The following is a 22575-nucleotide window of genomic DNA, read 5'->3' on the forward strand; positions in this document are numbered from 1 at the left end:
CCCGCCTTGGCGGATGGACCGGCTACTACGGCAAGCCAGGCCCCATCGTGATCCTCCACGGCCTCCAATCCCTCAGAGCCATGCTCGCAGGCTGGAAGCTAAGGCCAGATGTGTGAATCTCGTAGGGCTCGACCCGGGCATGACGATTTTTGTGTAGCGGCGCCGCGGCCCAACATCACTTCGCACTGTAGTCGCCACCTGCACCAACCTCATCCTGAGGAGCCCCGGCGAAGCCGGGGCGTCTCGAAGGATGGGCTCCGAGCACACGCGTAGCAGCGCATCGGCCTCGTGGTTCGAGACGCCCCGGCTTCGCCCTACGGGCTTCGCCGCGGCTCCTCACCATGAGGGACTAAGGGCTCGGACGCACAAAGGCCCTACGCCGCCTGCGCCAGCCTCGGCCGGTTCTCGATCAGCATGATGCCCGACGCGGTGTTGGAGATCGGCAAATGATAGTTACGGTGAAGTTCGTGGACGTCACCGGTGAGCGCGCCGCGCATCGCGACCCAGTTCATCACCTCGACGCCCTGGCTGCCGGCGAGTTCGACCAGTTCGTGCGGGTCGATGCCGAGCAGGCTCTCGATGTCGCCGGTCATCGCGTCCATGCAGCGACGATCGAACGCGGTGTTGATGAAGCCGGCGCGCTGGCCTTCGAGCTGATGCGACAGACCGCCGGTGCCGATCACCACCACTTTCAAATCTTCCGGATAGCTCTCGATGGCGCGGCCGATCGCCTGGCCGAGCTTGAAGCAGCGGTGCAGCGACGGCAGCGGATGCTGCACGGTGTTGACCACCACCGGAACGGTCGGAATGTCGTGGGCGCGGCCGCGCAGGAACAGCTCCATCGGCAGGCTATAGGCGTGATCGACCAGCATCTCCTGGCAGGTGACGGGGTCGAATTCGGATTCCACCAGGGTCTCGATGATGTGCCACGACAGTTTGGTGTCGCCCTTGAACGGCGCCATCACCGGGATGCCCCAGCCTTCGTCGTCGTTGCGATACTCCGGCGCGGCGCCGACCGCGAAGGTCGGCATCTTGTCGAGGAAGAAGTTGAGTCCGTGATCGTTGTAGATCACCACCGCCACGTCGGGCTTGGCCGCCTCCAGCCAGCGGCACGGCGCCTCGAATCCGTCGAAGAACGGCGCCCAGTACGGATCCTTCTGCAGGCCCTTGGCCATCGCCCCGCCGATCGCCGGGACGTGAGATGCGGCGAGGCCGCCGATGATCGTCGCCATTTCAGGTCTCCCCGCTCAATTGTCCCGCGCCGCCAGCAACTTCGCCTTGAACTGCTCGACCGTCATGCCGGTCTGCAGCGCGCCGATGTCCTGCATGTTGAGGCCCAGGATGCCGGCAAATTTGGCGAGGTAGTAGGCGTTGCCGCCCTCGTCGAGCAGCTTGAGCAGATCGCGCTCGAGGATCGCTTCGGTCTGCGCAGCGGTGAGCCCGTAGCGTGCGCAGTATACAGCCTCGTCCTCGACGAACGCGGCACGTGCGCCGGCGTCGTTGAACGAGAAGCACATCTTGTTGAGAGCGTAGCCCTTCTGCGCCGCTTCGGGTCCGAAGATCGGCGTCCCGAAAATCTCGCGCTTGGCGCGTCCGGCGCCAACTGCCAATGCCTCACTCATGGCATCCCCTGATGACGTTTCCTGCCTGTGGCCTTGCGGCCAAATTTCGCGAACGATAGGCGGCGGCAGGAGGGCTCGATTGACTTGAATCAAATGTCAGGAGAATCCCGACAGCCGGGATGCGCTGCGCCTTGGGGCGATCAGAAACGCCGCTCACCTCGCAGCCACCGAAGCAATCGGTGCAGCAGCGACTGCGGAGGCTGTGGCTCGAGCGCCTCGTAAGGCTGCTCCAGCGCCAAAGACGGCGCCTCGGCAAGATCGGCGACCATCTCATCGCCGGTCGGCAGCGGACTGGTCGGACAGCGCGGCGGAGGCGGCGCTACAGGAGTTTCGGAGGAGAAATGGCCGGCCGCTTCGAGCACCAGGGTGCCAACTTCGCTCAGGAACGCCTGCTCGTAGCTGCGCGACAGCCGCAGGATTGCCTCGTCGAGCGGCAGCCAGTCGACCGCACGAATGTCCTTCATCAGCGGCAGTGTCTGTTCAGGCTCGGCTTCCATCCGCCAGAAATGCACCGCCTTGAAGCGGCCGCCGGAATCGTAAGCCAACGTGCCGATGAACTCGTGCACCGCAACGACGTGGCCGGTCTCTTCCAGCACCTCTCGCTCGGCGGCCGCGCGCGGCGTCTCGCCGTGGTCGAGTTTACCCTTGGGCAACACCCAATCGTTGCGCTTACGCATCCGCACGACCGCAAACCGCGGGTCTTTGCCGCGCCGCAACACGATTCCGCCTGCTGCCAGCACCGGAGTTCGCAATCTACCGCCCTTCGTCGTCGGGAATTCAACCTCCTCAATATAGGATCAAGCGGCCGCCAAGCGAGCTGCCACGGAACATGACACCTCAGCGTTCTCGCGCCTGATGACGACAGCTGCTCAAGGCGCAGGCGGGGGCGTCACCACCGGGTAGCTGCGGTCCGGCGTCAGTACGCAGCGATACACCCGCTTGCTGCGGGTCTGCCATGCCTCGACGATCCTGCCGCAATTGGCGCAGTGCAGATTGCCCGGCTCGCCGTCGAGCGTTTCGGATTCAGCGCAGCGGTACATCGCACCGCATTCACATTCCACATCGGAGAGTCTCATCGCTTCTTCCCTGATATCGACTTGCGGCGGTTATCGCCGTCGCAATCTGCTATCCTAGGTGGCAATGCTGACGTCGTTGTGTCAGCGCATCGCTGAAGGCGAATAATTTCCGCGCGACGACACACCGAAACACCGGCTGGCGGTTCCCGGCCGAGCCGGGATAGAATTGCGGTAGCGCTGCAAACAGCCGCCGGACGATCGTGGAGGTAACCGCGGCGTCCCAACGACCAACGAGGAAACACCCATGACGTTCTGGCCCGAGGCCGGCATCGGTGGCGCGCTGCGCCGCGAGACTCACTACGACGGCCGGTCGATGTTGTGCTTCTCCGAGCGCCCGGCCCATCTCGCAGCCATGTTCGACGAACTTGTCGCGCAGTTCGGCGACTGTCCGGCGATCGTCGACGACCGCGCGCTGAGCTATCGCGAACTCGATCTGCTGGTGCGCAAGATCGCGGTGTCGCTGTCCACACTCGGCATCGAAAAAGGCGACCGCGTCGCGCTGTTTCTCGGCAATTGCTGGGAGTTCCTGGCGGTAACGCTCGCTTGCAACCGGCTCGGCGTGCTGGTGGTGCCGATCGGCATCCGGCAGCGCCGCGCCGAACTGGACTTCCTGCTCAACAACAGCGGCGCCAAAGTGGTCGTGTTCGAGGCCGAGCTGGCAGACGAGATCCCGGCGGCCGCCGACGTGCCGCAGCTCGCGCACCGCTTCGTCGCGCATGGCTCCGCCGAGGGCGCGCGGCCGTTTGCCGATCTGCTCAGTGGCGATCCGACGAACGCGCCCCGCGTAGAGATGCACGAAGACGACACCGCGGTGATCCTCTACACCTCGGGCACGACCGGCAAACCGAAGGGCGCGGAACTCACGCATCTCAGCATCCTGCATTCGTCCTATGCGTTCGCCCGCGCCCATGAACTGACCGAACACGACCGCGGCCTGGTGGCAGTGCCGCTGTCGCATGTGACGGGCCTCGTCGGCGTATCCTACGCGACGATCGCGGCCGGCGGCTGCGTCGTGCTGATGCGGCAGGCGTTCAAGACCGCCGACTTCCTCGCCCTCGCGGCGCGCGAAAAGATCACCTATTCGATCCTGGTGCCGGCGATCTACACGCTGGCGGTGATGCACCCGGACTTCGCGCATTACGACCTCTCGGCCTGGCGGATCGGCTGCTTCGGCGGCGCGCCGATGCCGGTGCCGACCATCGAGATGCTGAGCAAGCGGCTGCCGAACCTGCAGCTTCGCAACGCCTACGGCGCGACCGAGACCACCTCGCCGACCACAATCATGCCGGAGGCTTACTGGCGCGATCATATGGACAGCGTCGGCCAGGTGATTCCTTACGCGCACGTTCGCGTGCTCGACGCCGACGACAACGAGGTCGCGCCCGGCGAGCCGGGCGAACTCCTGATCGCCGGCCCGATGGTGGTGCCGCGCTATTGGCAGCGGCCCGACGCCAACGCCAAGGAGTTCGTCAACGGCTATTGGCGCAGCGGCGACATCGGCTCGATCGACCAGGACGGCTTCGTCCGCGTGTTCGACCGCAAGAAGGACATGATCAACCGCGGTGGCTTCAAGATCTTCTCGGCCGAGGTCGAGAACGTGATCTGCGGCATCGACGGCGTATTGGAGACCGCGATCATCGGCACGCCCGATCCGGTGCTCGGCGAGCGCGTCAACGCCATCGTGGTGACGAACGAAGGCGCCAGCCTGAACGAGCACGACGTCGCCGCCTACTGCGCGGCGCGGATGTCGGACTACAAAGTCCCGGAGAGCATTATCATCCGCTCTGAGCCCCTGCCCCGCAACGCCAACGGCAAGATCCAGAAAACGGTGCTGAGGGAGACGATCGCCGACCGGGCAGCGAGTTATAGCGGCACGTAGTCCACGAAGCGAAAAGCAAGCAGTCGCTTAAATATGGACCGTCATGCGCGGGCTTGACCCGCGCATCCATCTGTTTCGCAAGAAGATGGATGGCCGGGTCGAGCCCGGCCATGACGCAGTTGTTGTGGTTACTTCACCGGCTTGATCCGCACCTGCACGTCGCGGGGCTTCGCCGTGTACGGCGCCGAGGTCACCAGCACCTGGGCGCCCGCCTCCGCATAGGCCGCGGCATTGCCGGCGTTGACACCGCCGGCGACCGCGACGACCGGACGCGACGGCCGCGGGGCGAGCTGCTGCACCAGCGCCGCGACGTCGGCGGGCGCGAATTTCTCGAGCTGCAAGACATCGAAGCCGGCCTCGGTCGCAGCGAGTGCGGCGTCGATCGACGACACTTCGGTGATCAGTTTCTTCTCCGGCAGCGTGGCGCGGAGACGAGCCACCGTCGCCGCCAACGGCTCGTCGAGGAAGCCTCGATGCTCGCCGAAGACCAATACGGTCTCGGACAGGCCGAGCCGGTGCATGGTGGCGCCGCCGGCCTTCACGGCGGCAACCGCAAACCGCTTGGTGCCCGGCGTATTCTTGCGGGTGCAGGCCACCGCGATGCTCGGCGACACCGCGCGCGCCGCATCGATGATGTCGCGCGCGGCGGTGGCGACGCCGGACCAGATCTCGATCAGCGTCTGCGCCACCTTCCAGCTTCGCAGCAAGCCTGAGGCGCTGCCGCGGGCGGTCAGGATCGGCGCACCCGCCGCGAGTCGGCTGCCGGACGAAGCAACGAGCTCGACCTCGCAACCGCAGAGGCGGATGATCGCGGCGGCGTCTTCGGCGAGCGCCAGCACCATCGGATCGCGCGCCGCAAACGTCATCACGCCGGGCGCGGCGCCGATACCCAGCGCTTCGGTGGTGAGGTCGCCGCACGGCACGTCGTCGTCGAGCAGGCGCTCCAGTTCGGCTGTGGTAGCGGCAGGCATACGGCAGATCCCCAATGTCGTCTTTCGGCGTATTTGACGTGCGGCAGTTCCGGCGCAACATCTCCGCTTCGGACCGTTATGTCCATGACTATACAACGCTGTCGGCTTTGCGACCAAAGATTCAGAGCTGGCGACCGGCATGAAACGATCGCCAAATCAATCACCTAGCAGGCAAAGGGAGCGCTCGGGCGATCGGCACGGCGCTTGCTAAACCGATGATCAGCACACCGACCGGAGGGTGCAGGGATGACGCATAGCAGCGCAGAGGCTCCGCGGGTCGCGGCGATCATCTATCGCGGCGAGGATGATGTCGACACGCTGCTGGCGGAGTTCGCGTTCGCCCGGCTCGCCGCCGGCGACCGGCTCGGCGGCATCGTCCAGCGAAACATCAAGGACGCCGCCGGCAGGAAGGTCGACATGCAATTGATCGACCTGATGACCGGCAACGCGATCGGCATCTCACAGACGCTCGGCAGCGGAGCAGGATCCTGCAAGCTCGACGCCAGCGGCCTCGCCGAGTCGGCACAGGCAGTGGCCCGGGCCGTCGCGGGCGCGGTCACACTCGTGGTGATCAACAAATTTTCCAAACAGGAAGCGACCGGCAAAGGCCTCCGCAACGAATTCGCCGAGGCGATCGTCGCCGGCCTGCCGCTGCTCACGGCGGTGCCGGAGAAATGCGTCGACGCCTGGCGCGAGTTCATCGGCGACGAAGGCGCGATGCTGCCTTGCAGCCGTGACGCCGTCGAGACCTGGTGGGCCGGCATTGCGCCGCGGCTCGCGGCCTCGGCATCCGGCGATCGACCGGGCGGCGAGGATTGGCTGTGGAAGACGATCTGCTGAAGGAAGCGCTGCGATGGCCCACGTCGTGTTCTACGAAAAGCCCGGTTGCGTCGGCAATGCGCGGCAGAAGGCGTTGCTCGCCGCCTCCGGTCACCAGCTCGAGGTTCGCAACCTGCTGGCTGAGCCGTGGACGCGCGAGACGCTGCGCCCGTTCTTCGGCGATAAGCCGCTGGTCGCTTGGTTCAACCAGTCGTCGCCCAAGGTGAAAGCCGGCACGATCGATTTCGCCGCGCTCAGCGAGGACGCGGCACTCGGACTGATGATCGACGATCCGCTGTTGATCCGGCGCCCGCTGATGCAATCGGGCGACCGACGCGAGGTCGGCTTCGATCAGGCGGTCGTCGACTCCTGGCTCGGACTGCAGAGCGGCGGCCCGCGCGTCTTCGACGGCTGCGCGATGGACGATTGAACGCCGATTACTTCGGCTTCCAGCCGATCAGATCGATCAGCGCTGACATCCCGGCGTGGCCGGCCCCCTCGTCGACCTCGCTGTCGTGCTCGCGAATAGTGAGGTCGTCGAAATCGCCGAACGCCTGCTCCAGCAGCTCGCGGGTGTAGAGGTTCTCCACCCGGCTCGGCCCGCCGGTCTTGTAGACCAGTTGCTTCGGCCGATAACCCTCGATCAGCAGCAGGCCACCGGGCTTCAGCGCATCACGGATGTTCTGAAACACCGCCGGGCGCTGCTCCGGCTCGACGAACTGGAAGAAGATGCCGGCGATGACGTCGACATCGCGCGGCCATTGCCAGCTCAACAGGTCGGCGCATTGCGTTTCGATGGTCACGCCGCGCGCGGCGGCCAATCGCTGCGCCTTAGACTGTGCGTTCGGCGAGAAATCCACCGATAGGACCGACAGTCCGCATTCGGCCAGGAACACGCCGTTGCGGCCTTCGCCATCGGCGATCGCCAGCGCCCGGCCCTGCTTCGGCAGCAAGTTCCGGCACGACGCCAGAAACGCATTCGGGGCGGTGCCGAACACATATTCGTCCCCCGAGAAGCGACTCTCCCACATGTTGAAATGTTCGGACGTCATGATCGCCGATTCCTCTTTCAAGAATGCCGCGCCGCGGGCGCCAGCTTGCCGGCCCCACGCACGCCGCGCAATGCCCGATGCTTGATGTCAGATCAGGCGCACTGCCGCGGTGACATCGTCACAGACCGCCGGGTCATAGCCGTGCAACGGATGACTGGGAGGCGACAGAGGGCGCGCCAATAAGGATTGGCCACGATGCGCAACATCACCATCATCGGCTCAAGCCTGCTGGTGTTCCGCAACGCGCGCTTCAACTTCGTCAGACCGAAGATGCAGCTGTTCCATTGGCTGAAGCGACTGTTCGAACATCACTATCTCACCACGGTCCGGTGACGTTCTGTTACCGAGCCACAGCCCGATTTCGCCAGAGCAAGCGGAGTGCAACATGAGCGTGAAGACGATTTCGCCGATCGAAGCGCACCGCATGGTCGCGCAGGACGGCGCGGTGCTGGTCGATGTGCGCGAACGGCACGAGATCGCGCGCGAACATATCGACGGCGCCATCGAGCTGCCGCTGACCAGCTTCAAGCACGGCGATCTGGCCGACGCACAGGACCGCAAAGCGATCTTCTTTTGCCATTCCGGCGGGCGCACACGGATGTATGCGGGCCAGATCGAAGCCAAGGCCAGCGGCGTATGCGAGGCTTACGTGCTCGGCGGCGGGATTCTGGCGTGGCGCAAGGCCGGCTTTCCGACGGTGCAGGGACCGAAGCCGCCGGGTCTGTTCCAACGCCTGTTCGGCAGCAAACAGGAGGGTTGAGGCGCGACCTCGCTCAGGCTTCGACGGTTTGGCGATGCCGGCGCGGCGTGGTCTTGGCGCGCGCAACAGACGATTTGTCCTTGTCGCGGTCCTTGCGACAGAAGGTGGCGTGCAGCGCCAGGATCAGGCTGCGGACTTCCTCGCTGGCGAGCGAATAGAACACCTGCTGGCCGTCGCGGCGCGCCTGTACCAGCTTTTCGCTGCGCAGCCGCGCAAGCTGCTGCGACACGGTCGGCTGCCGCTCGTCCAGCAATTCGGTGAGTTCCGACACCGACTTCTCGCCTTCGGCGAGCTGGCACAGCATGATCAGCCGCGACACGTTCGACAGCGTCTTCAGGAATTCAGCGGCGACCACGGCATTTTCGCGGAGCTCGCTTGTGTCGACACGCTTCAGCGCCGGAGAGGTCTTCCGGACTCCGCTCGCCGCAGCCATCAAGGGGTCTCCGCTCGGTTGATGAAGGACGCGGACGACGCGCGCCCAGCTCGGCGACGTCGACGCGCGATGTCGGCGCCGCGATCGTCGCAAGACTCATCCATACCCTTGTTGTGGTAGATTGTCAGCCTACCCCCGTTGCGCCCTATGGGATGCACCGGCCGCACACTTTCGGTCCGGCGTAGCCATTGAAGCGGTGATCGGCTCGGGCTATTGCAGCCGTGGAAACGCTCGAAAACCACAATGCAACAACCACAAAGCTGCTTCTTCCAATCCCACGGCCTGCGCTTGCACTATTGGGACTGGGGCAATGCCGAGGCGACGCCGCTGTTGCTGATCCACGGCGGCAAGGATCACGGCCGAAGCTGGGATCATCTCGCCCGCGCGCTGCAGCCGCACTTTCATGTGATCGCGCCGGATCTGCGCGGCCATGGCGATTCCGACTGGGCGCGCGGCGGCAGCTACGCGCTGCCGGAATACGTGTACGATCTGACGCGCCTGCCGGCGCTGGCCGCTGCTCCGCCCGCGACCGTGATCGGCCATTCGATGGGCGGCATGATCGCGATGCTGTATGCCGGGACATTCCCTGACCACGTCGATCGGCTCGTGGTGCTCGACGGCGTCACGGTCCGCCCCGACGCCACGATGGCGCCGGTGCACGAGCGGATGACCAAATGGCTCGGTCAGCTCGACCGGCTGGAGGGGCGCGAGCTGCGCCGCTACCCGACGATCGACGATGCCGCCGCACAGATGCGCGCGCACAACAAACGCCTCGGTCACGACCTGTCGCTGCACCTCGCCGGCCACGGCGCCCGCCGCAACGACGACGGCAGCTTCTCGTGGAAATTCGATCCTTATCAGCGGGTGACGGCGCCGCACCGGCTGGCGCCGAGCGAATACGCCGAACTGTGGGGACGGATCGCCTGCCCGACGCTGCTGCTGTTTGCCGGCGAGAGCTTCATCGATCCGGCTCGGGCCGCAGAAGCCTCACGCTATTTCAAGAACGCCCGTGCCGAGATCGTCGCTGAGGCCGGCCACTGGCTGCAGCACGACCGGCCGGACGAGGTGCTGCGGTTGATTGCGGAATTCGTCGAGCTGCCATCCGGGTCTTGAAGTACGAACTCGCCTCCTTGTCATTGCGAGGAGGTGAAGCCGACGAAGCAATCCAGCCAGGGCACGGGGCCCTTGGATTGCTTCGCTTCGCTCGCAATGACGGGGAGAGGTCGTTGGACGTGACTACGGCGCCAGATATTGCAGCAGCCGCGGATCGTTGCGGACCTCGTCGGCGGTGCCGGTGAGAGCGACGCGGCCGCGGTCGAGCACGAAGGCGCGGTCGGCGACGCGCAGGGCGAGGTCCAGATGCTGCTCGACGATCACCACCGCGATTTCCTTGGCGAGCGCAATCAGCCGGTCGGTGATCTCCTCGATCACGCCGATCCACACCCCTTCGGTCGGCTCGTCGAGCAGCAGCACGCTCGGCTCCGACAGCATCGCGCGGCCGATCGCCAGCATCTTGCGCTCGCCGCCGGACAACGTCCCGGCCGCCTGATCGAGCCGCTGGCCGAGCTTCGGGAACATCTCCAGCACGCGGTCGACCGCGCGGCTGTCCTTGTTGGTCAGCGCCCCGACCGCGAGATTGTCGCGGATCGACAGCCGGGCGAACACCGGATGGTCCTGCGGCACATAGCCGAAGCCGGCGCGGACGCGCTGCTCGGTCGGCAGCTTGGTGACGTCGCGCGAATCCAGCGAAACGCTGCCGCGCTTGGCCGGCAGTTCGCCCATGATCGCCTTCATCAGCGTGGTCTTGCCGGCACCGTTACGGCCGAGAATGGCGACACCGCCGCGCCACGGCGCGGACAGCGTCACGCCGAACAACACTTGGCTGCGGCCGTAGCCGGCGTCGAGCTCGCGAATGTCGAGATAATGATCCTCAAGCACGGCGCAGATACACCTCCTGGACCTTCGGACTCGCCTGGATCTGCTCGACCGTTCCGGTGTCGAGCACCGCGCCCTGATCGAGCACGGTGAGGCGATCGCAGATGTCGCGGATGAAATCGAGATCGTGCTCGACGATCACCAGCGAGCAGCGTGACTTGATCGGTGCCAGCAGCTCGCCGGTGACGCGGCGCTCCTCCAGACTCATGCCGCCGGTCGGCTCGTCGAGCAGCAGCAGCTTCGGCTCCGGCGCCAGCGCCATCGCGATCTCCAGCCATTGCTGCTGGCCGTGCGACAGCGCAGACGCATGCTCGCCGGCGCGATCGACCAGCCGGAACTGCTCCAGCATCGCCATCACCTTGTCGTGCAGCAGCCCGCGGGTGCGCGAGAACATCAGCTTGGAGAGCGCGGTCTGTCCCTGCAGCGCCAGCAGCACGTTGTCGTACAGCGTCAGCGCCGGCAGCACCGAGGTGATCTGAAACTTCAGGCTCATGCCGGCACGGGCGCGCTCGGCCGGGGACGCCGACGTGATGTCGGCGCCGTCGAAGCCGACACGCCCCTCGGTCGGCACTTCGGCGCCGGCGATGCACTTCATCATCGTGCTCTTGCCGGAACCGTTGGGGCCGATCAGGCCGTGAAATTCGTTCGGCTGCACGGTCAGCTCAGCGCCGTTCAGCGCGGTGAGCTTGCCGAACACCTTCTTCATGCCGCGCGCTTCAAGCAGAGCCATGGTCGCTCCCCTTCGGCGGCCGGCCGAAGCTGCCGATCCGCTCACTGTGGCTGACGATCAGGCTGATCAGCCCGGCGGGGCGGAACAGGATCACCAGCAGCATCAGCGCGCCGAGAATGATCGGCCAGATGTCCTGGTAGGAATTCGACAGCCAGAACGACACGATCTCGATCACCACCGTGCCGATCACCGCGCCGATCAACGTGCCCGAGCCGCCGAACAAGACGTAGAGCACCACCTGGGTCGACATCACCACGCCGAGCATGTTCGGCCAGACGAACCCTTCGTGGAAGGCGTAGAGGCTGCCGGCGAGCCCGGCGATCGCGCCGCCGAGCGAAAAGATGATCGCCTTCAGATGCTGCACCTTGTAGCCGAAGAAGGCGATGCGCTGCTCGTTCTCGCGCAGGCCGGCGAGCGCCAGGCCAAACTGCGAGCGCACCAGGTAACGGCAAACGGCATAAACCGCGACCAGGATCACCAGCGCCAGATAATAGAACACCGGCCCCTCGCCGAGGTCGTAACTGCCGATCGTCATCTGCGGGATCGAGGGAATGCCGTTCTGGCCGCCGAGATAGTACCAGCCCCGCGCCAGCCGATCGAAGGCGTAAGACGCCGTCAAGGTGCCGAGCGACACGAAGATCACGCTGGACGGATTGCGGCCGAGCAGCAGAAAGCCGCCGATCAGCAGCGCCAGCGCGAAGCCGATCAGCACACCGGCCGGCACCACCAGCAGCATCGAGGAGATCCCGAGGTCGCGGCCGAGCAGCGCCACCCCGTAGCCGGCGCCGCCGAAAAACACCGCCTGGCCGAAGCTCATGATCCCGGCATAGCCCCACACCAGATCGAACGACAGCGCGAACAGGCACAGGATCAGCACCCGTGTCATGAACACGGTGAGATAGTCCTGCAGCACCAGCGGCAGCAGCAGGAAGACCGCCAGCATCGCGATCTCGATGATCGGCAGCACCGCGCGGCGACGCTTGGCGCGCGGCGGGGAGGCCTCCGAAAGTGTCGACGAAACGTCTGTCATTGAGGCGCCCGACCGACCGCGAACCAGAGGGGCGCGTTCGAACGCGGCGCCCCCTCACCCGACCGGCCTCGCTTCGCGACGCCTGTCGACCTCTCCCCGCACGCGGGGAGAGGTGAAGTCCGCGCGAGCCGACGCGGCGCGGCAGGTGAAGTTCTGCCAGGGCAAGACGTTGGCGACCGCATCAGCATTCCTTCGGGTCGACCAGACCCTTGCTGCGCTCGACGATCTCATAGCTGCCGTTCTTGGCGACGGCCGTGTACATGTTCATCTTGCAGTGGCGCTTGCCGGGGACCATCTCGGCCGGGCCGCCGGGGCCTTCGGCGATCTTGGCGTGGTCGAGCGCCGCGGCGACCCCGTCGCGGTCGATCTTGCCGGCTTCCTTCACCGCAGCTTCCCACAATTTCAGGCCGCGATAGGTGCCGGTGGCGGCGCTGCCGGCGGCGAACAGGAAGGTGCCGGGGAATTCCTTGTCGTACTCGGCCTGGATCTTGGCGCTGACCGGATCGTCCTTGGCGACCGCCTTGAAATAATCGAGGCAGCTCGCCAGCCCTTCGATCTCGTTCGGCTGATTGATGCCGAGCGTGTTCTCGTCGTAATACACGCAGGACAGACGGCCGCCGTTCTTGAGGAATCCCGCCTCATAGAGCTGCTTGAAGAACGGACCGACGCCGGGCGGGATCACGGTGTTGAACACCACGTCGACCTTGTTGGAGATGATGCGGTTGACGGTCGAGGAGAAGTCGATCTGGTCGAGCGGATAGTACTCTTCCAGCACCACCTCGCCGCCATTGGCTTCGATCACCTTGCGGGCGTAGACGTTGAGGGTATGCGGCCACACGTAGTTGGCGCTCGGCAGCGCGAACTTCTTGCCGCCGTTCTTGATCAGCCACGGAATGAATTCGTCGCACTGCTGCGCCGGCGTCGGGCCGGTGCAGAACAGATACGGCGTGCACTCCTTGCCTTCATAGAGCTGAGGATAGATGTACAGCGTCTTCCCGCGGGCGACGATGACGTCCTTGATGGCGTTGCGCATCGACGAAGTGACGCCGCCAAGCACGACGTCGACCTTGTCGCGCTGGATCAGCTTGCGGACGTTGCCGACCGCGACCGCCTCGTTCGACGCGGTATCCTCGATATGCAGCTCCAACGGCCGGCCGAGCAGACCGCCCGCATCGTTGATCTGCTTCACCACCATCTTGGCAACGTTGGCATCCGCATTGCCGGCATAGCCGATCGGGCCGGTGAGATCGGTGGCGATGCCGACCTTGATCGGGCCGGCAGCCGCATTGGCCCAGTCCGCCGGAATCACCCAGCTTCCGACCCCGGTGGCGATCGCGGTGCTCGCGAAAGCGAAATTGGACAGGAACCGGCGGCGGTTCATCTCGAAGTTGGAGTCGCTGGACATCAGGCTAGATTCCTTTTCCCGAAACGAGGCCCTGCGGCCGGAATTTGATGAAGATGATGGCGAGCACGAACACGAGCACGTCGGCGATCACCGGCTGGATCACCCAGGGCAGCGCCGCCGACAGGGTGCCGATGATGCCTGCGCCGGCGACCGGACCGGCGAACGAGCCGACGCCGCCGACCATCACGGCGATGAAGCCCTGGATCAGGAAGCGCAGGCCGAGATCGGCGAACAGCGAGAACACCGGCACGATCAGCGCGCCGGCGAGTCCGGCGAGCGCCGCACCGAACGCGAAGGTGGCACCGTAGATCGCATTGGTGGAGATGCCGGAGGCCCGCGCCAGCGCCGGATTTTCCAGCGACGCCCGCACCCGCAGCCCGAACGACGTTCGCGACAGCAACAGATAGCTGCCGATCATCACCAGCGCGGTGACGACGATGATCACCAGCCGCCAGGTCGACAGATGCACGTCGCCGACGGTGATCGAACCGCCGATCGGCTCCGGCACCGAGATATAGAGGCCGCCGATCAGGCCGCGGACGATCTCGCGGATGATCAGACCGAGCGCATAGGTCCCGAGCATCGCCACGATCGGCGCGGCGTAGAACCGCCGCACGATGAGGCGTTCGAGCACCAGGCCGAACGCGCCGACCAGGAACGGCGCCGCGACCATGCCGGTCCACACCGGCAGGCCGGCGGTGTGCGCCAGATAGGTGATGTAGGCGCCGAGCAGGACGAACTCGCCCTGCGCGAAGTTGAAGATGCCCATCATGCTGGCGATGATCCCGAGCCCCAGCACCACCAGCACGACGATGGAACCGAAGCTCAGGATTTCGAACAGGGCAGCGAACAGGTTTTCCATTCGGACCTTACCGGCTGACGGACGACCGGACCGCGATCACATCTTCTTCCAGTCGCCCGACTGCTCGAAGGCATGGGCGGCGCGGTAGATGGTCGGCTCATCGAAGTGCTTGCCGACCAGCATCAGGCCGACCGGCAGACCATCCACCATGCCGCAGGGGATGGACATCGCCGGATGATGGGTGATGTCGAACGGCGCGGTGTTGGTGATCATCTCGAACGCACGGCCGATCACCTCCTCGCGCGGCGCGCCCGGCGCCGGCAGCGGCGTCGCCTTCATCGGCGTGGTCGGCATCAGCAGCAGGTCGAAGTTCGCCAGCGCGGCGTCGTAGGCTGCTGCGATCCGGCGCGAGATGTTGAGAGCCTTGCCGTAGTAGCGCGGCCCGAACGTGTTGTTGATGTAGGTGCCGAGCAGCAGCATCATCTTGGTGGTTTCGGACAGCGAGTCCGCCTGGCCGCGCCAGCCGCGATGCGCTTTCATCAGCGTGGTCGAGTAAAGGTCCGGGCGGCTGAGGCCGTAGCCGTCGCCGAACATCATGGTCTGGGTCATGCCCTCGGTGCCGATCGGCATCCACACCGCGCCGGCGAGATTGTGAGCCGGGATCGAGATCTCCTCCACAGTGGCGCCGAGGCTCGCCAGCTTCTTGGCTGCTTCGCGGACGCTTTCATTCACCGCAGGCTCGGCGCCGGGCTGCTCGAAGCCCTCCCGGACGATGCCGATCTTCATGCCCTTGATGCCCTGGCCGAGCGCCTTGGTGTAGTCGTGCACCTTGGGAGCGCGGATGCGCGGATCGTAGCCGTCGTCGCCGGCGATGACTTCGAGCAGCAGCGCGTTGTCTTCGACATTCGCGGTCATCGGCCCGGTGTGATCGACATAGATCTCGATCGGCATGATGCCGGTGTAGGGCACCAGCCCCCAGGTCGGCTTCATGCCGTAGGTGCCGCTGAACGACGACGGCATCCGGATCGAGCCGCCCTGGTCGCCGCCCATCGCCATATCGGCTTCACCGAGTGCGACCACCACGGCGCTGCCCGACGACGAGCCGCCGGCCGAGTAGCCCATCTTGTGCGGATTGTGCACCGGACCATTGGAGCCGGTGTGGCTGCCGCCGGACATGCAGAAATGCTCGCAATGGGTTTTGCCGACGATCTCGCCGCCGGCATCGAGAATGCGGGTGACGACCGTGGCGTCGAAGTCCGGCACGTAGCCTTCGAGAGTCGACGAGCCGTTCATCATCGGCACGCCGGCCAGCATGATGTTGTCCTTCAGCGCGACGGTCTTGCCCTTCAGCTTGCCCGACGCCGCCCCCTTCACGCTCGACTTCCGATACCAGGCGTTGCGCGGGTTATCCTCGGCACCAGGCGTATAGCCAGGCGTGCGCGGATACTTCACCAGCGGCACTTCATCGGGCAGCGCCGCGACCACGTTGTAGGCGTCGATCGACGGCTGCATCAGGCCACGGAACGAGACGATGTCCTCGTCGGTGAGCGACAGGCCGCACTGATCGGCGACTTCGAGAATCTGCGTGGGGGTGGGAAGCGAAACGGCCAAGTTGGTTCTCCTGCGCGTAGGCGGATCGGCAATGGCGACCCGGGGAGGGACGCCGGCGGCGGCTCAGTAGAAGCGCCGCCGCGTCACGGCGTTAATACACAGGGAAATATTTTCCTTTTCAAGTATTATTTTGCGACGAACCGCGACTGACGGACTGGTTCGATTCAGAACGTCCGGAGCAGCTTGAAATCCAGGCCGTCGGCTTCGGCGAGATGCATCGTCATCCGGGCACGACCATCGCGGATCGTCACCTCGCCGCGTCCACCCTGATACACGACGTTGCGCGCTACCTGCAGCAGCGAGCGGGCCTGCAGCGTTTGCGCCTTCTCGGCGATCGTCGCGAGAAATCGCAGGCCTTCGTAGTTCGACTGCCCGACCGAGCCGATCGGCGGCGCGGTCGGTCCGAACATCCGCCGATAGGAATCGCGGAACGCGTCGTTGGCGGCGCTGTCGTGGCAGCCGAAGTAACCCGAGGCGCAGAACAGATTCTCGGTGTTGTCGGCGCCGATCCCGAGCAGCACGGTCTCGTCCATCGCGCCGGCGAGCCGCAGGATGTGGCGAGAAAGTCCCGCTTCGGCGAAGGCGCGATTGAAGGTGACGCTGTCGTTGCCGATCAGAGAGATCAGCACCACGTCGGGCTGGGCGGCCCGGATCCGGTCAAGATGGCGTTCGTGATCGTCCTCGCCGAGCGGCACGAACTCCTCACCGACCACCTTGCCGCCGGCATCCTTGATGTATTTCTTGACCGCACGGTGCGACAGCCACGGCCAGACGTAATCGCTGCCGATCAGATACCAGCGCTGCGCCTTCTTCTCCCGCGCCAGCCAGTCGATCGCCGGCCGGCTCTGCCAGCGCGGCGTTTCGCCGATCGCCATCACCCCGGGGGTCCGCTCGCCGCCTTCATAGACCGGCGTGTAGATGTACGGCACACGGCCGCGAATGGCTTTGCGCAAGGCGACCCGCACAGCGCTGATATGCGAGCCCATCACGATATCGACGTCGTCGTAATCCACCGCCAATGAGACGCGGTGGATGACGTCCTCGATCGGGCCGCCGGCATCACTGAACACCAGCTCGATCTCGCGGCCGAGGATGCCGCCGCGTTTGTTGATCTCGGCGGCCGCGAGCAGCGCCGCATTGGTCGAAGCCGGCCCCCACAGTCCGGGTGAGCCTTGGAAGGTGACGAAGTTTGCGACGCGCAGCTTGTTGCGGGCACGGCGCGAGGCCGCACCGCCGCCGTCTCCCGGCCCTTCAACCCAACGCGCGTCGGGAAGTGCGCCACGCTCGAGAAAGCCGAGCGGCGGCACTCCATAGGCGCCACTGTATCCGAGCCCACTATGTCCGAGATCGACAGCCGAAAGCACGCCCTCTCCTGCCTGGTGCGGGTGATCCCGCCGAAGTCCCCTCCCCGGGTTCGACGATTGATGCTATTCGAAAATATTGAATCTTCAAGGATTGCTGTGCATATAGATGCAGCAAACTGCGCATCCGATTCACTCAAACGGAACGATAAAGTCTCATCGTGGCCAAATCGCCCAGTCGTAATCCGCCGATCACAGAACATCTCGCCTACCTGCTGGCGCAGGCCAATCGTGAGATCAACCGCCAGCTCGAAGCGCGGCTGCGCGGCGAAGGGGTTCCGGTGGAACAGTGGCGCATCCTCAAGGTGCTGTCCGACGGCAAGGGGCATTCGATGGGCGAGCTCGCCGAAGCGGTTCTGCTCAATCATCCGACCCTGACCAAGATCATCGACCGGATGGTTTCGGATTCGCTGGTGTACCGGGTTCAGGATCCGGAGGATCGTCGCAAGGTGCTGATGCACAGCTCCGACCGCGGCAAGGCGCTGACCCAGCGGCTGAACGCACTGGCACTGAGTCAGGAAGCGCACATCGCGGAAAATTACGGCGACAAGGCCACCGCCGAGCTGAAGCGGCTGCTTGAAAGCCTGATCGACAGCGCGACCTGAGCGACCTTCCAGCATTGCGTATGCTGCGGCTGCGAACAGCGCAGCCGCCTGCAGCGACACGCCGCAAGATGCGGCGATCGCAACGACTATCCTGCACCGCCGAACTGGCCTAGATCAGCGGGCGATGCGCCGTGCCAAGCGGCCGCCCATTCGAGTGAGGAAACATGCAATACCGATCGCCCTGGATGACCGAAGAGCTGGACACGTTCCGCGACCAGTTTCGTAAATTCCTCGCCAAGGACCTCGCTCCTCACGGCGACAAGTGGCGCAAGCAGAAAATGGTCGATCGCTCGGCCTGGCTGAAGCTCGGCGAGATGGGCGCTCTGCTGCCCAGCGTTCCGGAAGAATACGGCGGGCTCGGCGCCAGCTTCGCTTATGACGCCGCGGTCTATGAGGACATGGAGAAGATCGTCCCGGACGCGCTGAGCGGCGTCACCGTCTCGAGCGGCATCGTGGCGCACTACATCCTCAACTACGGCTCGGAAGAGCAGAAGCGGCGTTGGCTGCCCGGCATGGCCCGCGGTGAGCTGATCGGCGCGATCGCGATGACCGAACCCGGCACCGGCTCGGACCTGCAGAGCGTGCGCACCACCGCGAAGCTCGACGGCGACGACTACGTCATCAACGGCCAGAAGACCTTCATCACCAACGGCCAGAATTGCGACCTGATCATCGTGGTCGCCCGCACCGGCGGCGCCGGCGCCAAGGGGCTGTCGCTGATCGTGCTGGAGACCAAGGACAATCCCGGCTTCAAGCGCGGCCGCAACCTCGACAAGATCGGCCTGCACGCCTCCGACACCTCCGAGCTGTTCTTCGAGAATGCCCGCACGCCGAAGGAGAACCTGCTCGGCGGCGAAGAGGGCAAAGGCTTCGTGCAGCTGATGCAGCAACTGCCGCAGGAGCGGCTGATCATCGCGATCGGCGCAGTGGCGGCGATGGAACGCGCCGTGGCGCTGACCTCGGACTACACCAAGGAACGCAAAGCCTTCGGCCAGCCGATCATCGAATTCCAGAACACCGCCTTCACGCTCGCCGAGCGCAAGACCGAAGCCTTCATCGCGCGGGTATTCGTCGACTTCTGTCTGGTGCAGCTGATCGCCGGCAATCTCGACGCCGTCACCGCCTCGATGGCGAAATGGTGGACCACCCAGAAGCAGGTCGAGACTGTCGACGAATGCCTGCAGCTGCACGGCGGCTACGGCTACATGCAGGAATATCCGATCGGCCGGATGTTCATCGATTCGCGGATCCAGAAGATCTACGGCGGCACCAACGAGGTGATGAAGCTGCTGATCGCACGATCGCTGTAACAAGCGTCCAGGCGCCTCCTGCTGCTGCTCTGCGAGGCAGCAAGGGAGGCGCCCGCGGCGGTCAGTCGCCGCTGTCCGAGACTTCGCGCTTGAGCCGACGCGGATCCTGCGGCTGACCGTCCCAGGGCACCGGGCGCTCCAGCCAGCGCTGGATGAAATTCCAGGAGCGGCGATAGCCGTTGTGCGGCAGGGTGCAGTCCGAACAGTCCTTGCGCGTCAGACCGTTGCGATCGACGAACGTCTTGTAGGGCCCGGGACACTGGTAGGCGCTGAGCGGGCAGTAGCAGAACAGGCAATTGAACTCGCGCTCGACGCCGCGATGACACGGCAGAAACGGGCACGCTTGATTGGTGAAGCCCTTGAAAGCTTCGTTAGTGGTCGTGTCTTTCGGCTCCATGACCGCTCCCTCTCGCCGCAGCACGGGACCGCGAACTCGGTTCGCAGCGACGCTGTGGCTGGTTCTGATGGGGTGATGGCGCAAGGCGGCGGCCGTCGTCGAACGACGCTGCAAACCACCGCCTGCGCGCGGCTTCGCCTGCTAAGAGAATTCGGTCATCGCTGCTCCGCTCTCGACCCGCCGTCGATCGGTTAGATACGTCCGTCTTCGGCCGGTCTCCTGGCTCGCGGATATCGCCTGGATCGCCTTCCCGACGCCGATGACGTCAGTGGCCATATGATCCAAACAGATCCGCTCACAGTTGCGGGGGCAGCTACGGAGTTGGTGAAAACACCTCACCGTATTCCCAGTTTCACCTCGCAAGCGAGGCACCGAAGACGGCAAAACCAGAGCATGCGGCAGCAGCGCGTGCAAGCAAAAAGCCTCGGCGGACAGGCGCCCGCGCTAGCCCGGCACGCGATTGACGTAAGCGATGCGCCAGCCTGCAGAGCCGAGCCGGTCGATCTGCGTCAGCGACAGCGGATCGATCACAAAGCTCAGCGCCGCATCGGGCGAAGCCCCGAGTGCGATCGCCAGCACGGCGCGGATGGTGCCGGAATGCACCACCAGAACAGAGTCGCCGCCGGGTAGCCGGGCCAGGCCGCGCCGCACCCGATCGATCTGATCGACAAAACTCTCGCCGCCCGGCGGCGCCAGCCGAGCCGCATCCCGCCAAAAAGCATCGTAAGCGGGGCCGAGTTCGCGCGCCAGATCGTCGTGGCGACGCCCGGTCCAGGTCCCGAAATCCTGCTCGCGGAAATCCGGCTCCAGCTGCGGCTGAAAGCCGAGCGCCACGGCGGTCTCGCGGGTGCGCCGGCTCGGGCTGGCGACGATCACGGCCTCCGCCGGCAGCGCCTCGCGCAGCCAATCCAGCCGCGCCGTATCGCCGAGATCGACCGGAGCATCGGGCGCGTGAATCACGCCCTTCGGGCCGTCCACCGGCGCATGCCGGACTAGCCACAGCCGGCCAAGTTCAGTCATCGAAATTCCTCGCAAAACAGCGGACGACATGCCGCAAAGTTTGTCCCGATACGACAGAGCATGGCCGAGCCCCGGTTCGCAAGAAGCCGGGCCCGGCCTACGCGCGCCGCGAATTGCAACTTGTTCCGCCATGCAGCGTTAAGACGCATCCCGTATCAGATGATACGCTCCAAAGAGGAAGCCCGATGAAGGACGTCCACCGCGTCTTGATCGATAAGCTGCGGGAGCATTCCCGCTTGTCCACCGAGGATCTGACGGCGATTCGGAACCTCAGCTACAGCTTGCGTCAACTCGATAGCAACGAAGACCTCGTCCAGCAGGGCGAATCGCCGAAGGGCGCTGCGCTGGTCGTCGAGGGCATGGTTGGCAGGTATCATTTGCAGCAGAACGGCCGTCGTCAGTTTCTGTCGTTTCACATGGTCGGCGATCTGCCCGACTCGCAAGGCATGTTCCTCGAACGGATGGATCATTCGATCTGCGCGATCGGTCCGGCGACCGCCGCCACGATCCCGCATCGGGAGATCTTGCGGATGTTCGAGACCCGTCCCGGCCTCGGCACCGCGATCTGGCGCGAGACCCTGGTCGACGCGGCGATCTTCCGCGAAGCGATCACCAACAACAGCGCGCGGACAATGCGAGCCCGGATGGCGCACCTGTTCTGCGAGCTGTTCTACCGCGCCGAGGTATCGAAGCTGACCGACGGCAATGCGATGCAGCTACCGATCGGCCTGTCCCAGCTCGGCGATACGCTCGGGATGGCGATCGCGACGGTCAATCGGACGATCTCGGTGCTGCGTGCCTCCAAGACGATGGATTTTCGTCACGGCGTTCTGACCATCCGCAACTGGCAGGGATTGGCGAAGATCGGCGAGTTCGATCCCGGCTATCTGCATCTCAAGCGCCCGCCGCTCCGCTGAAGCTCATTCGAGCTAGGCTGCGGCGTCGTCCGGTTCGGGGTAGACGCCGCGCAGCACGACGTCGAAATGATCCTTCACCGCCGAGTTGCAGCGGCAGGCGCGCAACCGCAACTTGTCCGCGTCGTCGACGATCAGTGCGCCTCGCCGGGTAGTAAGAATTCCTTCCTGACGAAACGCTTGCAGCACGCGACTGGTGTAGCTGCGCCCGACCCCCAACATCGCCGCGAGCTGCTCGTGGGTGAGCGGCACCAGGTTGTCGCCGGTCCGATCCATCGCCGCGGCGATCCATTTGGCCGTCCGCTGTTCGATCGAGTGGATCGCGTTACAAGCAGTCGATTGGAATATCTGCGCCATCAGGCAATCGGCGTATCGCGCGAACAGGTTCTTGAAGCTCGGCGAACGATCCTTGGCGGACTGAATGTTGATGATCGGCAGCCGGACGAACGGGCCGTCGAACTTGACGACGATCAGGCAATAAGCCGGCAGAAATCCCGAGCTGACGATGCCGCCGACCGCCCCTTCCCGCCCCACCAGGATGGTCTCGACGTTACGGCCGTCGCCGTCGGTCACTTCATACGAGACCAGGCTCGGACCGCACGGAAAGTAAGCACTGCCGACATGGTCTCCCGGGCGGTACAGAAGTTCTTCCGCGACCTTTGTCTCAAATCGCACATGCGGACGGATCAGCTCGTAATCGTGCGAGTTCAAAGCTCGCAATAAATTGTTATTGGGTCGCTCCAAAGATTCAAGCATCGGCTGTTCCTGTGTCCACTAGTGAACGGAACAATCAATGCAAGATCGCTAAGTTGGTTCCAGCGTCCCAGTGAGACACCCGATGAT

The 22575-nt window shown here is 64.9% G+C and carries 26 protein-coding genes and 1 riboswitch; of the genes, 9 read left to right on the plus strand and 17 right to left on the minus strand.

The window, feature by feature from the left end; all coding sequences use genetic code 11:
- Nucleotides 1-374 precede the first annotated feature (374 nt).
- The 4 genes from DY468_RS12805 to DY468_RS12820 form a co-directional block, all read right to left on the minus strand.
- On the minus strand, nucleotides 375-1232 hold the full coding sequence (locus DY468_RS12805; protein ID WP_164605191.1) for a class III extradiol dioxygenase family protein: 858 nt from the start codon (nucleotides 1230-1232) through the stop codon (nucleotides 375-377).
- Between the two features lie 15 nt (nucleotides 1233-1247).
- Nucleotides 1248-1622, minus strand: a complete 375-nt coding sequence (locus DY468_RS12810) for a protocatechuate 4,5-dioxygenase subunit alpha (RefSeq protein ID WP_164605192.1) — start codon at nucleotides 1620-1622, stop codon at nucleotides 1248-1250.
- A gap of 140 nt (nucleotides 1623-1762) precedes the next feature.
- Nucleotides 1763-2413, minus strand: coding sequence for an NUDIX hydrolase (locus DY468_RS12815; protein WP_164605233.1), 651 nt, complete (start codon nucleotides 2411-2413; stop codon nucleotides 1763-1765).
- 78 nt (nucleotides 2414-2491) lie between these two features.
- The gene (locus tag DY468_RS12820; RefSeq protein ID WP_110787922.1) at nucleotides 2492-2698 is read right to left on the minus strand and encodes a hypothetical protein; all 207 of its coding nucleotides are present in this window, start codon (nucleotides 2696-2698) and stop codon (nucleotides 2492-2494) included.
- 244 nt (nucleotides 2699-2942) lie between these two features.
- Between DY468_RS12820 and DY468_RS12825 the strand changes: the two genes are divergently transcribed.
- On the plus strand, nucleotides 2943-4577 hold the full coding sequence (locus DY468_RS12825; RefSeq protein WP_164605193.1) for a class I adenylate-forming enzyme family protein: 1635 nt from the start codon (nucleotides 2943-2945) through the stop codon (nucleotides 4575-4577).
- Nucleotides 4578-4705: 128 nt separating this feature from the next.
- On the opposite strand, the gene modD is transcribed toward DY468_RS12825, so the two are convergent.
- Nucleotides 4706-5548 carry a ModD protein gene (gene modD / locus DY468_RS12830; protein ID WP_164605194.1) on the minus strand — a complete coding sequence of 281 codons (843 nt, stop codon included), beginning with the start codon at nucleotides 5546-5548 and terminating at the stop codon, nucleotides 4706-4708.
- Between the two features lie 246 nt (nucleotides 5549-5794).
- Here modD and DY468_RS12835 point away from each other — a divergent pair, with 246 nt between their 5' ends.
- Both DY468_RS12835 and DY468_RS12840 read left to right on the plus strand, forming a co-directional pair.
- Nucleotides 5795-6388, plus strand: coding sequence for a DUF2478 domain-containing protein (locus tag DY468_RS12835; RefSeq protein ID WP_164605195.1), 594 nt, complete (start codon nucleotides 5795-5797; stop codon nucleotides 6386-6388).
- Nucleotides 6282-6797 (plus strand): ArsC/Spx/MgsR family protein, encoded by a 516-nt coding sequence (locus DY468_RS12840; RefSeq protein WP_502706224.1) that lies wholly within the window; start codon nucleotides 6282-6284, stop codon nucleotides 6795-6797. Before DY468_RS12835 ends, DY468_RS12840 begins: the two co-directional genes overlap by 107 nt.
- Before the next feature lie 7 nt (nucleotides 6798-6804).
- Here DY468_RS12840 and DY468_RS12845 read toward each other — a convergent pair whose 3' ends face one another.
- On the minus strand, nucleotides 6805-7419 hold the full coding sequence (locus DY468_RS12845; protein WP_164605197.1) for an SAM-dependent methyltransferase: 615 nt from the start codon (nucleotides 7417-7419) through the stop codon (nucleotides 6805-6807).
- Between the two features lie 195 nt (nucleotides 7420-7614).
- On the opposite strand from DY468_RS12845, the gene DY468_RS12850 reads away from it, so the two are divergent.
- A complete protein-coding gene (locus tag DY468_RS12850) occupies nucleotides 7615-7752 on the plus strand; it encodes a hypothetical protein (protein WP_246700962.1) in 138 nt (45 codons plus the stop codon).
- Between the two features lie 52 nt (nucleotides 7753-7804).
- Entirely contained in the window at nucleotides 7805-8179 is a 375-nt protein-coding gene (locus DY468_RS12855) for a rhodanese-like domain-containing protein (protein WP_164605198.1), read from the plus strand.
- A gap of 13 nt (nucleotides 8180-8192) precedes the next feature.
- On the opposite strand, the gene DY468_RS12860 is transcribed toward DY468_RS12855, so the two are convergent.
- Nucleotides 8193-8612, minus strand: coding sequence for an ArsR/SmtB family transcription factor (locus DY468_RS12860; protein ID WP_164605199.1), 420 nt, complete (start codon nucleotides 8610-8612; stop codon nucleotides 8193-8195).
- A 243-nt stretch (nucleotides 8613-8855) separates the two neighbouring features.
- Here DY468_RS12860 and DY468_RS12865 point away from each other — a divergent pair, with 243 nt between their 5' ends.
- Nucleotides 8856-9725, plus strand: a complete 870-nt coding sequence (locus tag DY468_RS12865) for an alpha/beta fold hydrolase (RefSeq protein ID WP_164605200.1) — start codon at nucleotides 8856-8858, stop codon at nucleotides 9723-9725.
- Nucleotides 9726-9848: 123 nt separating this feature from the next.
- Here DY468_RS12865 and DY468_RS12870 read toward each other — a convergent pair whose 3' ends face one another.
- The 7 genes from DY468_RS12870 to DY468_RS12900 form a co-directional block, all read right to left on the minus strand.
- A complete protein-coding gene (locus DY468_RS12870) occupies nucleotides 9849-10550 on the minus strand; it encodes an ABC transporter ATP-binding protein (RefSeq protein ID WP_164605201.1) in 702 nt (233 codons plus the stop codon).
- Nucleotides 10543-11277: an ABC transporter ATP-binding protein gene (locus DY468_RS12875; RefSeq protein ID WP_164605202.1), complete on the minus strand. Its 735-nt coding sequence runs from the start codon at nucleotides 11275-11277 to the stop codon at nucleotides 10543-10545. The genes DY468_RS12870 and DY468_RS12875 overlap by 8 nt, the downstream gene beginning before the upstream one ends.
- Entirely contained in the window at nucleotides 11264-12307 is a 1044-nt protein-coding gene (locus tag DY468_RS12880) for a branched-chain amino acid ABC transporter permease (RefSeq protein ID WP_164605203.1), read from the minus strand. Before DY468_RS12880 ends, DY468_RS12875 begins: the two co-directional genes overlap by 14 nt.
- 181 nt (nucleotides 12308-12488) lie before the next feature.
- Nucleotides 12489-13712, minus strand: a complete 1224-nt coding sequence (locus tag DY468_RS12885; RefSeq protein ID WP_164605204.1) for a substrate-binding protein — start codon at nucleotides 13710-13712, stop codon at nucleotides 12489-12491.
- 4 nt (nucleotides 13713-13716) lie between these two features.
- Nucleotides 13717-14574 (minus strand): branched-chain amino acid ABC transporter permease, encoded by an 858-nt coding sequence (locus tag DY468_RS12890; protein ID WP_114358697.1) that lies wholly within the window; start codon nucleotides 14572-14574, stop codon nucleotides 13717-13719.
- A gap of 36 nt (nucleotides 14575-14610) precedes the next feature.
- Complete coding sequence (locus tag DY468_RS12895) at nucleotides 14611-16125, minus strand: amidase (protein ID WP_164605205.1); 1515 nt, start codon at nucleotides 16123-16125, stop codon at nucleotides 14611-14613.
- A 164-nt stretch (nucleotides 16126-16289) separates the two neighbouring features.
- Complete coding sequence (locus tag DY468_RS12900) at nucleotides 16290-17489, minus strand: substrate-binding domain-containing protein (protein ID WP_164605206.1); 1200 nt, start codon at nucleotides 17487-17489, stop codon at nucleotides 16290-16292.
- 158 nt (nucleotides 17490-17647) lie between these two features.
- Between DY468_RS12900 and DY468_RS12905 the strand changes: the two genes are divergently transcribed.
- Both DY468_RS12905 and DY468_RS12910 read left to right on the plus strand, forming a co-directional pair.
- On the plus strand, nucleotides 17648-18091 hold the full coding sequence (locus tag DY468_RS12905) for a MarR family winged helix-turn-helix transcriptional regulator (protein ID WP_110787906.1): 444 nt from the start codon (nucleotides 17648-17650) through the stop codon (nucleotides 18089-18091).
- Nucleotides 18092-18255: 164 nt separating this feature from the next.
- The gene (locus DY468_RS12910) at nucleotides 18256-19401 is read left to right on the plus strand and encodes an acyl-CoA dehydrogenase family protein (protein WP_164605207.1); all 1146 of its coding nucleotides are present in this window, start codon (nucleotides 18256-18258) and stop codon (nucleotides 19399-19401) included.
- A gap of 61 nt (nucleotides 19402-19462) precedes the next feature.
- Here DY468_RS12910 and DY468_RS12915 read toward each other — a convergent pair whose 3' ends face one another.
- Together DY468_RS12915 and DY468_RS12920 are read right to left on the minus strand one after the other, a co-directional pair.
- On the minus strand, nucleotides 19463-19798 hold the full coding sequence (locus DY468_RS12915; protein WP_164605208.1) for a cysteine-rich small domain-containing protein: 336 nt from the start codon (nucleotides 19796-19798) through the stop codon (nucleotides 19463-19465).
- Nucleotides 19799-19990: 192 nt separating this feature from the next.
- Nucleotides 19991-20189, minus strand: a riboswitch (cobalamin riboswitch).
- A gap of 53 nt (nucleotides 20190-20242) precedes the next feature.
- Nucleotides 20243-20818 carry a histidine phosphatase family protein gene (locus DY468_RS12920; protein WP_164605209.1) on the minus strand — a complete coding sequence of 192 codons (576 nt, stop codon included), beginning with the start codon at nucleotides 20816-20818 and terminating at the stop codon, nucleotides 20243-20245.
- A 185-nt stretch (nucleotides 20819-21003) separates the two neighbouring features.
- Here DY468_RS12920 and DY468_RS12925 point away from each other — a divergent pair, with 185 nt between their 5' ends.
- Nucleotides 21004-21735, plus strand: a complete 732-nt coding sequence (locus DY468_RS12925; protein WP_164605210.1) for a Crp/Fnr family transcriptional regulator — start codon at nucleotides 21004-21006, stop codon at nucleotides 21733-21735.
- A 12-nt stretch (nucleotides 21736-21747) separates the two neighbouring features.
- On the opposite strand, the gene DY468_RS12930 is transcribed toward DY468_RS12925, so the two are convergent.
- On the minus strand, nucleotides 21748-22488 hold the full coding sequence (locus tag DY468_RS12930) for a Crp/Fnr family transcriptional regulator (protein WP_164605211.1): 741 nt from the start codon (nucleotides 22486-22488) through the stop codon (nucleotides 21748-21750).
- Nucleotides 22489-22575: the final 87 nt, after the last annotated feature.

It is taken from the genome of Rhodopseudomonas sp. BR0M22 (assembly GCF_010907035.1).
Lineage (GTDB): Bacteria > Pseudomonadota > Alphaproteobacteria > Rhizobiales > Xanthobacteraceae > Rhodopseudomonas.